The sequence below is a fragment of the Nonomuraea recticatena genome (assembly GCF_039533245.1).
Classification (GTDB): Bacteria; Actinomycetota; Actinomycetes; order Streptosporangiales; family Streptosporangiaceae; genus Nonomuraea; species Nonomuraea roseola.
In genome coordinates this window covers 69,610-82,644 of sequence record NZ_BAAATE010000021.1, presented here as the reverse complement: position 1 = coordinate 82,644, position 13,035 = coordinate 69,610, and the positions used below count along the sequence as shown (strand labels likewise).

Genomic DNA, 13,035 nt, shown 5'->3' with positions numbered 1-13,035 from the left:
AAGAGAGGACCACGATGTTCCCCCGGCATCGCAGCACCAGCGCAGAAGCGGCCAAGCTGCCCGCCGAAAACGGTTCGGCAGCCGCGGCCGGCCGACCAGCCCCGACAACGAGCGGGTCGACATCACCTCCACCCTCGCGCGATCCAGTCGCGGTACGTGTCCCATCGGCGATCGGCAGAGTACTGGTGGTCTTTCACATCCCAAGTGACTCACGAGGGCCGGATGAGTCCCTTTCGAGTGGCTGTGGCGACCGCGGCTGTTCTCGAGTCGACCCCGAGCTTGGCGTAGATGTGCACCAGATGCGTCTTCACGGTCGTCTCGCTCAGGAACATCCGCTTGCTGATCTGCCGGTTGGACAGCCCCTCGGCGACGTGGCCGAGTACCTCCAGTTCCCGCGAGCTGAGGGTGGTGTCAGGCCCCCGTACCCTTCCGAGCAGCCGTGACGCGACGCTCGGCGCCAGCGCGCTGCCGCCCGTCGCGGCGGAACGGATCGCGGCGTGGAGGTCGTCGGAGGGGGCGTCCTTGAGGAGGTAACCGATCGCGCCCGCCTCGATGGCGGCGAGGATGTCGGCGTCGGTGTCGAAGGTGGTGAGCACCAGGACCCTGGGCCCGTCGAGTGCGACGATCCGCCTGGTCGCCTCGCTGCCGTGGATGCCCGCGCCGAGCTGGAGATCCATCAGGACCACATCGGGGGCGAGGGCGACCGCCGCCGCGACGCCCTCCTCTCCGGTGGCGGCCTCGCCGATCAGCTCGAAGTCGTGTTGCCCGGCGAGCATCGCCCTGAGGCCCGAGCGGACCACAGGATGATCGTCCACCAGGAGGATCGTGATCGGCGCGGTCACCGGCCCTCCTCGCTGAAGGGCAGGGGCAGCGTGGCGGCGACCGCGGTGCCCTCCCCCGGGGTCGACTCGATGGTGAGGCTGCCGCCGAGCGCCGTCACCCTGTCGCGCATGGCGCGCAGACCGTACCCGGTGCCTGCCGTACCCACCTGGGTCTGGGCCGGGTCGAAGCCGCGGCCGTCGTCGTAGATGTCCAGCACCACCAGGTCGTCCAGAAAGGTGAGGGTCACTCCGGCGTGCTCGGCCTCGGAGTGGCGGCTGACGTTGCCCAGCGCGCCCTGCGCGATGCGCAGCAGCGCGAGGTCGTGGTCGGCGGGCAGTGGCACCGGCTCGCCCGCGACCTCGAAGCGCACCCGCGTGGCGGTGCCCACGGCGGCCGAGTCAGTGATCCTGCGCAGCGCGGCGGTCAGCGAGGAGTGCTGCAGGGCGGGCGGGGCCAGGGCGCGGACGAAGTTGCGGGCCTCCTCGAGGTTCTCCTGGGCGGCCCGTTCGGCCTCGGTGATGCGGAGCTCGGCGTCCGCCGGCCGGTTCGTGAGGTCACGGCGGGCCGCGCGCAGCAGCAGAATGATGCTGGACATGCCCTGGGCCAGCGTGTCGTGGATCTCTCTGGCCAGGCGCTCGCGCTCGGCCAGCCTGGCCGTCTCGCTCTCCATCCGCACGAGCTTTCCGCGGGTACTGACCAGGTCGTCGATGAGCAGCCGGCGCTGCTCGCTCTCGGAGTAGAGCGCCTTGTAGACCAGCGCCATGAGCGTCGCCACCGCCGCGCCGGTGGTGGGACCGATCACCTGCGGAGGGGTGAGGCCCGCCGCGTGCCAGCCGGCCGCGGCGATGGCCGCGCCGGTGAGCAGGACGACGCCGGGCAGCGCCGCGGCCAGGGGCAGCAGGTGCAGGTAGGCGAAGAAGAGCGGGAAGGCGAGCCAGACGAACTGCGGCGAGTTCACCGCCAGCGCCGCCCAGCCCAGCGTCACCGCCGCCAGCCAGATGCGTCCCAGCCACAGATGGGTGGGACCGCCGACGTGCGGCAGCCGCCCTTCGACGACGATCCCCGCCGCGTACAGGATCCCGAGCAGCACCCCGCACGTCACGAGGGCCGTACGGCCCGCGTACGCGACCCCGGCGACCGCGTCCTCTTCACGATGCGCCCGAGACGGTCGCTCCCGCACGCTGGGCAGCGTCCAGATCAACTCAGACCAACGGGGGGATGCGCCGTGTTCGTGGCGCTCAGAGACCTGCGGTTCGCCAAGGGACGATTCGCCCTCATGGGCGCCGTCGTCCTGCTCACCACACTTCTGGTGACCATGCTGTCCGGCCTCACGGCCGGGCTGGCCCAGGAGAACATCTCCGCCGTCACGCAGCTGCCCGCCGACCGCATCGTCTTCTCCACCGGCAAGGGGCCGGACGGCGAGCCCGCCAAGCCGTCCTTCTCCGACAGCCGCATCACCGAGGAGACCTGGCGGGAGTGGCGGAAGGCGGCGGGCGTCGCAGCCGCCGAACGGCTCGGCATCACGATGGGACGGCTGACCCACGGCGAGACCGGCGCCGCGGCCGCGATCTTCGGTGTGCAACCGGGCGACGAGCTGGCCAAGGCGTACGGCGGGGCCGTCGGCACCGGCAGGGTCGTGCTCTCGACCGGCCTCGCCGAGGAGAGCGGGCTGACGGCGGGAGACGAGGTACAGATCTTCGGCCGCGACTTCACCGTCGCGGGCACCGGCGCGACGGCCTCCTACAGCCACACGCCCGTCGCGTGGATCAGCATCGGCGACTGGGAGTGGATCGGCCGCCAGGGCGGGGCCGACACCGTGGCCACGGTCATCGCACTGCGCACGGACCCCGGCCTCGATCTCTCCGCGACCGACGAGCGGCTGGGCACCACGGCGGTGCCGCTGGACGCGGCGCCGACCGCGATCGGCTCCTTCTCCTCCGAGAACAGCTCGCTGCAGCTCATGCGCGGCTTCCTGTTCGCCATCTCGGCGCTGGTCATCGGCGCTTTCTTCACCGTCTGGACGATCCAGCGCAGCGGCGACGTGGCCGTGCTGAAGGCGCTGGGCGCCGGCACCGGATACCTCATGCGCGACGCGCTCGCCCAGGCCGTCATCGTGCTGCTGCTCGGGGCCGGCCTCGGCGGCGCGATCGGCGCGGGCGTCGGCGCGCTGGCCGAGGGACTCGTCCCGTTCGTCCTGTCGGCCGCGACGACCGTCGTACCCGTCGTCGTGATGATCCTGCTGGGCGCGCTCGGGGCGGCACTGGCCATCCGCAAGATCACCTCCGTTGACCCGCTGACCGCGCTGGGAGCCTCCCGATGACTCTGAAGCTCACCGACATCGTCCTGACCTATCCCGACGGCGACCGCACGCTGACCGCGCTCGACCACGTCGATCTGACGGTCGAACGCGGCGAGTTCACCGCAGTCGTCGGCCCGTCGGGCTCGGGCAAGTCCAGCCTGCTCGCCGTGGCCGCCACCCTCATCACCCCCGTCTCCGGCACGGTGTCGGTCGCCGGGCACGAGGTGTCCGGCGCGAGCCAGGCCGCCAGGACGCGGCTGCGCCGTGAGCACATCGGCATCGTGTTCCAGCAGTCGAATCTCCTGGCCTCACTCACCGCGCTCGACCAGCTGCTCGTCATGGCCGACCTGTCCGGCCGCTCGACGAGGGAGGCCGCGGTCCGGGCGCGCGAGCTGCTCGCCGCCATGGACCTTTCCGACAAGGAGGACAAGCGTCCGCACCAGCTCTCCGGCGGCGAGCGGCAGCGCGTCAACATCGCCCGCGCGCTGATGAACGAGCCGGAGGTGCTGCTGGTCGACGAGCCGACGAGCGCGCTCGACCAGCACAGGGGCGAGCGGATCGTGTCCCTGCTGGCCACGCTCACCAAGCGGAACGGGCTGGCCACCGTCATGGTCACGCATGATCTGGCCACGCTGGCGCGGGTGGACACCGTGCTGTCGATGGCTGACGGCAGGCTCACCGCCGGTCCTGTGGATGGGGCTTCCCCCGAAGACGGCCGACCCGACCGCCCGAGCACATCGCCCACACGCCATCAGGCGACGAAGAACTCCAGTAGTTCAGGAGCGAGGGCCTGAGCGGCCACGTGCCAAGCCGAACCCCGGCGCCATCGCGTCGGTCCACTCCGCCTCAGCGACTTCGAGATGGCCGCGGTGAAAATCGCCGCCGCTCGCGACGACATGAACGTCAGGGCCTTCGCCGCGTCGGCCGCGGTGGACGTCGCCGGCCGGTGGTCATGGCCTGGCCCGCGCTGCCGGCTCCGGTGCCGTTTCCCGGCCAGCGGGTCAGCTGCCGAAGGCGTACCGGGCGGGGCGCGTCGCTCAGGCGTGGGTGTCGTCGTAGGCCAGGTCGCCGCCCAGCCCGCGTGAAGCCTCGGCCTGGGCGAGGAGCTCCTGGGCCTTGGCCTGGACGGCCTCGATGGCGTCCGCGCCGGCGACAAAGCGCTGCGGCGGCTTGTCCTGGTCGGCGAGGGTCAGCAGGGCGCGGGCGAGCTTGGCGGGATCGCCGCCCTGCCGGCCGTTCATGCGCTTCCAGCCCTCGATCGTCGGGGCGGTCCGCGCGGCGTAGTCGTCGATGGACAGTTCGGGCCAGGTGGTGGAGCCGTCCACGAGGAGTTCGGTGCGGAAGAAGCCGGGCTCCACGACCGTGGTGCAGATGTTGTACGGCTCGACGTCGTAGCGCAGCGACTCCATCCAGCCCTCCACGCCGAACTTGGAGGCGGCATAGGCGGCGCAGAACTCCATGCCGACCAGGCCGGCGGTCGAGGAGATGGTGATGACATGGCCGGCGCGCCGTGCTCGCATGACGGGCAGGACGGCGCGGGTGACGTTCATCGGGCCGAAGAGGTTGGTCTCCATCTGCCGGCGCATCTGCGCGGGCGTGATCTCCTCGAAGTAGCCGGCGTAGAAGTTGCCGGCGTTGTTGATCAGGACGTCGATGCGGCCGAAGCGGTCGATGGCGGCCTGGGCGTCCTCGAGGCTGGTGACGTCAAGTCTGGTGACCAGCAGGTTGTCCTGCGGCCCGCCCAGGGTCGTCTCGACCTCTTCTGGGCGGCGGCCGGTGGCGACGACCTGGTGGCCCACGGCGAGGGCCTGGCGGGCGATATCCGTGCCAAGACCGCGTCCGGCACCGGTGACAAGAATGACCTTGCTCATGGGCTTTCCTAATCAGTGTTAGCGAGTCGCCTTGCGGCAGACTCGGTGGTTGGTAGCCGCCCGGTAGGTGAGCACTTGGTTGTCCTGGACTTGGAGTCCTGCTGAAAGACAGTGCCCCCGCCGGTTGGCCGGGAGAGTTGATCGCTTCTGGGATGTCGTTGCCCACCGTGTTGGTGTGAGCACTGCTTGATTAGGTCGCTGATGGTTCTCCCGCAGGCTGCTGGTGGTGATCGTTTACTGGGTGGGGAGAGCTGTTGCGACTGTTCGTTGGCGATGACTGGGCCGAGGCGGGTGTTCGCGGTCAACCCGTTGCAGGCCGCCCGCTACCGGGAGCGGCTGGGGATCTCGGGTGCCAAGAGCGACGCGGCCGACGCGCACATGCTGGCCGACATGGTCCGCACCGACTCCCACCAGCTGCGCCCGATCGCCGGTGACAGCCCGCAGGCCGAAGCGATCAAGGTCGTCGCCCGCACCCACAAGACGCTGATCTGGGAACGGACCCGGGCTGGGCAACGGCTGCGGCACGCGCTGCGTGAGTACTTCCCCGCCGCCCTCGCGGCGTTCGAGGACCTGGATGCCGCCGAGACGCTGGACCTGCTGGCCAAGGCGCCCGACCCGGCCTCGGCTGGGAAGCTGACGGTCGGGCAGATTAGCGCGGCCCTCAAGCGCGCCCGCCGGCGCGGTGACCTCACCGCCCGCGCGAGTGAGATCCAGGCGGCGCTGCGCGCCGAACATCTGGGCCAACCCGAGGTCGTCACCGCTGCCTACGCCGCGTCGGTCCGGGCAATGGTCGCGGTCCTGGCCGTGATCGGCGAGCAGGTCAAGGTCCTGCAGGGGCAGGTGGAGGAGTGTTTTGGCCAGCACCCGGCCGCTGAGATCATCGTCTCCCAGCCCGGGCTGGGACCGATCCTCGGCGCCCGGGTGCTCGCAGAGTTCGGCGACGACCGCAACCGCTACGCCAGCGCCAAGTCCCGCAAGAACTACGCCGGGACCAGCCCCATCACCCGGGCCTCGGGCAAGAAGAAAGCCGTCCTGGCCCGGTTCGTGCACAACGACCGGCTTATCGACGCCCTCATGACCCAGGCCTCCATAGCCATGCGCGTCTCGGCCGGCGCCCGCGCCTACTACGACAAGCAGCGAGACCGCGGAGTCGGCTACAACACCGCGCTGCGCCAACTGGCCAACCGGCTCGTCGGCATCCTGCACGGCTGCCTGAAAACCGGCACGCTCTACGACGAAGCAACCGCTTGGTCGCATCATGTCCAGAGTGCTACGGCTTGACATTCAAAACTCCTGGGATGTCTTTCAGGCGCTGACACCCAGCAGCCGGTGTGTGCGGCGGTGAAGCACGAGCGCCGCCGTATCCGACCCCTTCACACCGCCGTGGGTTTCTCACCATCAACAGAACCGGTTGTCGCGGGAGTGTGGGGGTCCCTGATGAGGGGGTCACTGAGAGGGACCCCCTGGCAGAGGGGCGCGCTCGTAGAGTGGAGCACATGGCAGGCAGAAACGGCCCCTATGGCACTGATCGCGACATTCGTGGTGATTTCCGTGCGGAGATCCGGGAATTCCTGGCCACGCGACGGGCCAAGGTCACCCCCGCGCAGGCCGGACTGCCCGCCTACGGCGGAGAGCGTCGGCGGGTCACCGGGCTGCGCCGCGAGGAGGTGGCCCTGCTCGCGGGCATCTCCAGCGAGTACTACACCCGGCTGGAGCGCGGCGACGCCACCGGCGTCTCCGAGAGTGTCATCGAGGGCATCGCGCAAGCGCTGCAGCTCGACGAGGCCGAGCGCATCCACCTGCTCGACCTCCTGCGCGGTGCCGGCACGACCCGTCCGCCGCGCCGCCGACCGGCCCAGCAGCGCGTACGGCCCGCGGTGCAGCGCGTCCTGGACTCAATGACCGGCGCGCCCGCCTTCATCCTCAGCGGATGCGGGGACATCCTGGCCGCCAACACCCTGGGGCGCGCCCTGTTCTCCCCGGTCTACGCCGACCCGGTGCGGCCACCGAACAACGCCAGGTTCGTCTTCCTCAACCCGCGTGCGACCGAGTTCTTCCGCGAATGGGACAAGGTCGCCAACGACACGGTCGCCATGCTGCGCGCCGAGGCCGGCCGCGATCTCTACGACCGGCGGCTGACAGAGCTGATCGGGGAGCTGTCCACCCGCAGCGAGGACTTCCGCCGCCGCTGGGCGGCCCACAACGTCCGGATTCACACCACCGGCGTGAAGCTTCTCCACCACCCGGTCGTCGGCGACCTCGACCTGCCGTTCGAGACCTTCCCCCGTGGGCACCGACCCCAGCCAGTTCCTCCTCACCTACACCGCCGAGCCCGCGTCACCCTCGCAGGACGCCCTGAATCTGCTGGCCAGCTGGGCCGTGACCCACGACGCCGAGTCGGCCGAGTCGACCGAGACACCCGACTGACGGCCGGCACGCCGCGCACCGCACTCGGCACCTGACGCCGGTAGGCCTCGTGGACCTCGCGGATGCCGGTGGCGCCCAGGGCCTGTTGCGGAAGTGGTCAACGGCGTCGGTTCACAGGGGTGACGGCGTATTCGGTGAACTGTCCGCAGGAGCGGAAGCCCAGACGGCGGTAGACGGGCTCGCCGTTCGTGGATGCCTGGAGGACCGCGATGCGGTGGTGGTGGCGGGCGGTGTGCAGGGCGGCGAGCGTGATGGCGCCTCCATAGCCGCGTCGGCGGTGCACTCTCATCGCGGAAGGGGGTCTTCATCGAGTCCACGAGGATTGATCCCATCACGAGCGCACCGCGGCGGGGAGGACCCACCACCGCGCTGCGAGCCAGGGTGTACCACTCCTCCGTGTTCCGGTGCCATCTCTCGAAGACCTTAGCTTCCAGGACGGCGGCGAGCGCACCACCGGGTGGCGGCGTCGGCTGCGGCAGTCAGCGGAGCCGTATCCGGACCGGGACCAGGACCTGGGTCCTGGTCCTAAGCCGAGGGGAAGGATCCAGGGCCCCGATCCGGATCATCCGTTGCCAGGAGGTTCGCCGCCTCTCGCGGTGATGGACTGGATATCGGGCGGGAGCCTCCGGCGGATGTTCGTGTCCGTCCGCCGGAGGACATCGTGATCCGCGCCCTGACCGGATACCCCACCAGACATTCATGGGTGGGCAGCATCGAATCTGCCGGGAGGCAAAGAGTGTTGATGAAGAGTGTGGGCCGGCGTCGTTTTCATGCGGTCGTGGCGTCAGCGGCCGTGGCCGCGTCCGTCGGTGCGCTGGCAGTGGGTCCCGCTCACGCATCGTCGCCCGGATACGATCGGGCGGCCTTGCAGGCGGATCTGAACGCGATCCGCGACGCCGGCACGCTGGGAGTGCAGGCGCGGGTGGTCTCACCCGGCGGTGACCTGGCCGCGGCGAGCGGTACGGCGGTGCGGGGCCGCAAGGTGCCGATCCCGCTCGACGGGCACTTCCGGATGGGCAGCAACACCAAGACCTTCGTCGCCGCTGTGATCCTGCAGTTGGAGGCGGAGGGCCGCCTGTCCCTTGACGACAGCGTCGAACGATGGCTTCCCGGGCTGGTGCGCGGCAACGGCAACGACGGGCGCGCGATCACCATCAGACATCTGCTCCAGCACACCAGCGGCCTGCATGACTCCGTGGGCGACATCGAGAAGAAGATGCACACCGAGCGGGGCTACCGCACCTACCGGTTCCTGCGCATGAACCCGCGGCGGCTGGTGGCGCTCAGCGTCGGCCACCGTCCGCTCTTCTCCCCCGGCTCCCGCTGGAGCTATTCGAACATCAACTACCTCTTGGCCGGGCTGGTCATCGAGCGGGCCACCGAGAACTCCTGGCGCAAGGAGGTGAAGCGCCGGATCATCACGCCGCTGAGGCTGCGGAACACCACGTTGCCCGGCGACTCCCCGCTCCTGCCCAAGCCGCACGCACAGAGCTACACCGAGGACGCCAAGACCTCCCGCCCGTTCCGCGCCACCGTGCTCAGTCTCGGCTGGGCCGGCGCGGCGGGCGAGGCCGTCACCACCACCAGCGATCTGAGCAGGTTCTGGCGGGCGCTGCTGGGAGGGAAGCTGCTGCCGCAGCGACAGCTGAAGAAGATGACGACCACGGTTCCCACCGGCGCGCCCGGCAGGGAGTTCGGCCTGGGCATGGCCAAGCAGCAACTGAGCTGCGGGGTCACGGCCTGGTCGCACCCCGGCGGCACACCCGGGTTCATCACCGACAACGCTGTCACCCAGGACGGCCGCACCAGCGTGATCGTCTCACGCACCACCTACCCCGGCACACGAGAGCAGGGCCAAGCCACTGCCCGCCTGATCGACAACGCGCTCTGCGGCACGTCGCCGACCGACTGACGCTCATATCAGGCCTGGCCGTTCCGCGTTCATCGATCGGGGTGGAGCCCTGGCGGTCCCAGCGGTCGGGTCAGCTCCATGCCACTGGCAGGCGCTGCAGGCCGCTGATGATGATCCCCTCTTTGCGGACGGCTTCCCCGGCCAGACGCAGGGTCGGCAGCTCTCGGGTCAGCAGCCTGATCGCTGTCACCACCTCCAGATGGCCGAGGTGCCGGCCGATGCAGTGGTGGGCTCCGAAACCGAAGGAAAGGCGTCGGTGGGGCGTGCGCGCGAGGTTCATCTGGTGCGGATCGCTGAAGACCCGAGGGTCGTAGTTGGCGGCGTCATGCGAGGGAATGGCCAGCTCGCCGGCGCGGAGTGAGGCGCCGCCTGGCAGCACCACATCGCGCATCACCCGGCGCGGCATGGCGTCCGCTGCCGCGGTGGAGTACATCCGTTCCAGCTCGGTGACCGCGAGCTCGACCTCCTCGGGGCGGTCGGCAAGGTAGCCATAAGCGCTGTCGTGCCCGCCGTACGGATGGGTGAGCAGCACCTCGGTGAAGGCCCCGATGCTGCTCGCGGTGGTCTCCCAGCCGCCGACCAGCAGCGCGAGCGGGAGCTTGATCACTCTGTCGGGCGGCAGATGTGCTCCCCGTGTGGCGATCGTGGAGAGCAGGTCGTCAGCGGGCTCGGCCCGCCGTTGCTCGATCAGTCCGGCGAGATAGCCGACCATCGCCATCTGGGCCGCGTCGGCTTCGGCTCGGCTGAGGGTGCTGGTGGCCAAGAACGCCTCCCCCCACTGCCGGAACTGCCTGCGGTCCTGCTGAGGCAGGCCGAGCATGTCACTGATCGTGTCGAGCGCGAACGGCAGCGCGAATGCCTCGATCACGTCCACGGGCTGCCCCTGGGCGAGCATGGATGCCAGGTGGTCGGCTGCGCGCCGCTCGATCTGCGCGCGGATCTTTTCCACCGCTTTCGGGGTGAAGTGGTCGGTGACCACGCCGCGCACCTCGGTGTGCTCGGCCCCGTCCAGGCCAAGGATGGTGCCCTCGACGTCGACTTCGTCGTCAGTGAGCGCGGCCTGTCGGGAGAAGGTGGCCTGGTCGCGCAGGAGGTGCACCACGTCGTCATAGCGCGTGACGAGTTTGGCGCGAGTGCCGTTGGGACGGACCACCTCCGCCACCCCGGTGCCGCTCTCGCGGACCGTGTGATACGTCGGATGGAGATGGAGACCCGGCCGGTTCACCCCGTCCTCGCCGAGGTCGAAGGGATAGGTGAGGGGAGAAGTCGAAGTGCCGTGCACGGGCGACCTGGTCATCCATGACCCCTTCGTGGAAGATCTTCCGCCGTAGAACAAGATCGTTGACCGCAGCGTAGATCGAGAGTCGAACCGTAGGAAGCCCTCACTCCCTGCCGTTCACGGACATCAGTTCTCGCATGGCACCGTCGAGGTAATGGTGGAGGGCGACCTCGCCGCCAGGGATTCGGGCGCGCAATTCTCCTTCGGCTATTCCTAGGTCGCGAAAGCCTGGCGTGCAACTGGGACCCCTACCGTCAGTAGCAGAGTGTGATCAGGCAGGTGACCACTACGGGTGGCTGGTCGTGCTGCCGCCCGTGCTCGCCGTGCTGAACTGGGCGAGCCGGGATCTCCGCTGACGAGACCCGGACAGGGCGCTTCGGTGGGCCTCTGGCAACTCGACCGCATTACCGGAGTCGTCCGGCCGGCTCCCTGTCGCACACCTGCCACCCGGTCCCGATGGCGTCTCACAACGCCGACGAAATTCCAGCTCAGAGGCAGCTTGGCAGCTCATCGCACACTTCTTGGCGGCACCCCTACACCCGCGCAAGCCACGCGGCCGTGACAGGACGCAGGCTGTCGAGGAGCGAGAAGAGCTCCTGAGGGGTCATGGCTATGCCATCAGCCTGGACCAGAGCGCCCCCGTGCCAGGCGAACGCCGCAACCTCCCCGTTCGAGTCCTCGCGAATCCACCGGTCACCCCCTGACGGGGTGCAGGAAACGCCGTCCGTGCCCCACGTGAGGCGAGGGTACGGTGAGCCGCACGCGGCCCTCGGCGCGGCGGCCGTGGCGGGACGGAGGAAAACTTGGACCTCCATCCGGCCCGGGCGCGTGTACTCGAGCAGGATCGCCGTTCCGTCCTCCTCGCCGGTCCACAGCTCGGCTCGACTGATGGTGTAGCCCGGCCTCTCCGGTGCGAGCAGCGGGATGCCCGATCGCCGGAAGGCCAAGGCCTCCTGCCATTCGTGCAGCGGATCCCGCACCTGGCCCGAGATCACGTGCACCGACAACAGCAGGCCGGTGACCGTGATCGCGACCCACCGGTCGCGGGCCCACCAGGCTGCCGCCACGTACCCGAGCACCCCGGCGACGACCCACACCCCTATGGTCCACATCTCGTCGAAGCCGAAGAGGTAGAAGTCGGGGATGACCTGCATCAGCGCCGCCCCCAGTACGGACGTCGCGATCGGTCCAGCGATCGCCACGGCGCCCCAGCGCGGCATCCGCAGCAGCGCCGCGCCCGCCGCACCGAGCGGGAAGGGGACCAAGAACATCAGCGCAGTGTTGAGAAGCGTGCCGAGCTCGTGCTCCTGTGCGATCTCGTCGGCGTAGATGACCGCCACGACCGCCCCGACCACGAGCCCCACCGCCGCGCCCCTGAGCGATCTCATATCGCAACATCCCACCACATTTCTGGACGGTTACCGGTTGAAACGCGCACGGACGTAACCAACCAGGGTGAGGGCCAGGCACCACGGTCTTCGACCCCCGCCCCAGCGCGCTGGCTGACACTCTCGCACCGCCGGACCGCTCACAAAGGGTGTCACCGGAATACTGCTGGGATGGGCCGCGGTCTTCTCGGACGTAGGTTCCTGGACGGTGTTCGTGCAGGTGAACTTCTCGTCCCGCAACGTGTACGTTTCTGAACACCGGACCTCTGGAGGCATAGAACCGCAGGCCAGATGGGTAGGCGGCCCGAATCTGCCGTATTCCGGTGGCACCCCCAATAAGCCCAGGCCCCTAGGTTCGTGCTGGTCAGCTCGGATCGGTTCCTTCGGCGATCGCTCGGCGCCGTCACTCCTCATCCTCCCCCGGCTCCTCATCGAGCTCAGGAGCCTCGAAACGCTTCTCGCACAGTCCGCAGATCAACGGCCCGTCCTCCAGGGCCTTAGGCGTGAGCTGGATACGCCGGGGTGGGGTGCAGCCGCACTCGGCGGCGACGCGCCGGCCGCTGCGCCGCCGCTTGGTCGTGGTGCCCAGCAGAGGCAGGCTGCCCGGAATGGGCTCGCCGCCCTCCTGGTCGTCGTCGATCCAGTGCCCGTGATGACCACGCTGTTCAGCAGCTCGTCAAGGTCCACCAGATAGGCGAGCGCGGCCGCGTCCATCGCCTCGATGGTCGACGTGTAGGCGGCCGCGGTGAGGTCCCCCAGCGTGCAGGCGGAGAAGCCAATGCCGGTGTCGGGCTTGTCCGGCGGGGTGAGCCCGAGTTCGCGCGCCAGTTCCACGAAGCGCTTGTTGTGGTAGCGGCCCTCCCGGGAGGTGTCCTTGATCTTGCGTGTGTGAGCGAGCGCATGCACGGCCTCGTGGAGAAGAGCCTGCAGGGTTCGGCGGCCGCCCTTGGCGAATCCGTCGTCTACCCCCTGCTGTACCTGGGCCCGGTGATCGCCGCCTTGGCGCTGGGATACATCGCCTGACAGCAATCAAGAAG

13 protein-coding genes are annotated in these 13,035 nt (G+C 69.4%); 6 read left to right on the top strand and 7 right to left on the bottom strand.

All coding sequences use genetic code 11. The annotated features are described in order from the left end of the window. Positions 1 to 209: 209 nt before the first annotated feature. Together ABFX50_RS32425 and ABFX50_RS32420 are read right to left on the bottom strand one after the other, a co-directional pair. Positions 210 to 842 carry a response regulator gene (locus tag ABFX50_RS32425; RefSeq protein ID WP_346151720.1) on the bottom strand — a complete coding sequence of 211 codons (633 nt, stop codon included), beginning with the start codon at positions 840 to 842 and terminating at the stop codon, positions 210 to 212. Beyond that, positions 839 to 2,002, bottom strand: coding sequence for a sensor histidine kinase (locus tag ABFX50_RS32420; protein WP_346151718.1), 1,164 nt, complete (start codon positions 2,000 to 2,002; stop codon positions 839 to 841). Before ABFX50_RS32420 ends, ABFX50_RS32425 begins: the two co-directional genes overlap by 4 nt. A gap of 45 nt (positions 2,003 to 2,047) precedes the next feature. On the opposite strand from ABFX50_RS32420, the gene ABFX50_RS32415 reads away from it, so the two are divergent. Together ABFX50_RS32415 and ABFX50_RS32410 are read left to right on the top strand one after the other, a co-directional pair. Then, positions 2,048 to 3,142, top strand: a complete 1,095-nt coding sequence (locus ABFX50_RS32415; RefSeq protein ID WP_346151716.1) for an ABC transporter permease — start codon at positions 2,048 to 2,050, stop codon at positions 3,140 to 3,142. After that, positions 3,139 to 3,915: an ABC transporter ATP-binding protein gene (locus ABFX50_RS32410; protein ID WP_346151714.1), complete on the top strand. Its 777-nt coding sequence runs from the start codon at positions 3,139 to 3,141 to the stop codon at positions 3,913 to 3,915. Before ABFX50_RS32415 ends, ABFX50_RS32410 begins: the two co-directional genes overlap by 4 nt. Before the next feature lie 243 nt (positions 3,916 to 4,158). On the opposite strand, the gene ABFX50_RS32405 is transcribed toward ABFX50_RS32410, so the two are convergent. Then, complete coding sequence (locus tag ABFX50_RS32405) at positions 4,159 to 4,992, bottom strand: SDR family oxidoreductase (protein WP_346151712.1); 834 nt, start codon at positions 4,990 to 4,992, stop codon at positions 4,159 to 4,161. A gap of 291 nt (positions 4,993 to 5,283) precedes the next feature. Here ABFX50_RS32405 and ABFX50_RS32400 point away from each other — a divergent pair, with 291 nt between their 5' ends. Continuing rightward, positions 5,284 to 6,273 carry an IS110 family RNA-guided transposase gene (locus tag ABFX50_RS32400; protein WP_346151710.1) on the top strand — a complete coding sequence of 330 codons (990 nt, stop codon included), beginning with the start codon at positions 5,284 to 5,286 and terminating at the stop codon, positions 6,271 to 6,273. A 215-nt stretch (positions 6,274 to 6,488) separates the two neighbouring features. Then, a complete protein-coding gene (locus ABFX50_RS32395) occupies positions 6,489 to 7,454 on the top strand; it encodes a helix-turn-helix domain-containing protein (protein WP_346151708.1) in 966 nt (321 codons plus the stop codon). A 62-nt stretch (positions 7,455 to 7,516) separates the two neighbouring features. On the opposite strand, the gene ABFX50_RS32390 is transcribed toward ABFX50_RS32395, so the two are convergent. Next, positions 7,517 to 7,708, bottom strand: a complete 192-nt coding sequence (locus ABFX50_RS32390; RefSeq protein ID WP_346151706.1) for a GNAT family N-acetyltransferase — start codon at positions 7,706 to 7,708, stop codon at positions 7,517 to 7,519. Positions 7,709 to 8,284: 576 nt separating this feature from the next. On the opposite strand from ABFX50_RS32390, the gene ABFX50_RS32385 reads away from it, so the two are divergent. After that, positions 8,285 to 9,331, top strand: coding sequence for a serine hydrolase domain-containing protein (locus ABFX50_RS32385; protein WP_346151704.1), 1,047 nt, complete (start codon positions 8,285 to 8,287; stop codon positions 9,329 to 9,331). Between the two features lie 70 nt (positions 9,332 to 9,401). Here the strand turns inward: ABFX50_RS32385 and ABFX50_RS32380 are convergent, their stop codons facing one another. The 3 genes from ABFX50_RS32380 to ABFX50_RS32370 all read right to left on the bottom strand — a co-directional run bounded on the left by ABFX50_RS32380 (position 9,402) and on the right by ABFX50_RS32370 (position 12,904). Continuing rightward, entirely contained in the window at positions 9,402 to 10,628 is a 1,227-nt protein-coding gene (locus ABFX50_RS32380) for a cytochrome P450 (protein ID WP_346151702.1), read from the bottom strand. A 515-nt stretch (positions 10,629 to 11,143) separates the two neighbouring features. Further along, positions 11,144 to 11,998: a hypothetical protein gene (locus tag ABFX50_RS32375; protein ID WP_346151700.1), complete on the bottom strand. Its 855-nt coding sequence runs from the start codon at positions 11,996 to 11,998 to the stop codon at positions 11,144 to 11,146. A 474-nt stretch (positions 11,999 to 12,472) separates the two neighbouring features. Beyond that, positions 12,473 to 12,904: a hypothetical protein gene (locus ABFX50_RS32370; protein WP_346151698.1), complete on the bottom strand. Its 432-nt coding sequence runs from the start codon at positions 12,902 to 12,904 to the stop codon at positions 12,473 to 12,475. Here ABFX50_RS32370 and ABFX50_RS32365 point away from each other — a divergent pair. Next, a complete protein-coding gene (locus ABFX50_RS32365; RefSeq protein WP_346151697.1) occupies positions 12,887 to 13,021 on the top strand; it encodes a hypothetical protein in 135 nt (44 codons plus the stop codon). The two genes, ABFX50_RS32370 and ABFX50_RS32365, sit on opposite strands and share 18 nt — an antisense overlap. The last annotated feature ends 14 nt before the right edge of the window (positions 13,022 to 13,035 follow it).

Coding starts and splice junctions, on each gene's coding strand:
- ABFX50_RS32410 (WP_346151714.1), top strand. CDS start 3,139: ATGACTCTGAAGCTCACCGACATCGTCCTGACCTATCCCGACGGCGAC.
- ABFX50_RS32405 (WP_346151712.1), bottom strand. CDS start 4,992: ATGAGCAAGGTCATTCTTGTCACCGGTGCCGGACGCGGTCTTGGCACG.
- ABFX50_RS32395 (WP_346151708.1), top strand. CDS start 6,489: ATGGCAGGCAGAAACGGCCCCTATGGCACTGATCGCGACATTCGTGGT.
- ABFX50_RS32390 (WP_346151706.1), bottom strand. CDS start 7,708: ATGAGAGTGCACCGCCGACGCGGCTATGGAGGCGCCATCACGCTCGCC.
- ABFX50_RS32380 (WP_346151702.1), bottom strand. CDS start 10,628: ATGACCAGGTCGCCCGTGCACGGCACTTCGACTTCTCCCCTCACCTAT.
- ABFX50_RS32375 (WP_346151700.1), bottom strand. CDS start 11,998: ATGAGATCGCTCAGGGGCGCGGCGGTGGGGCTCGTGGTCGGGGCGGTC.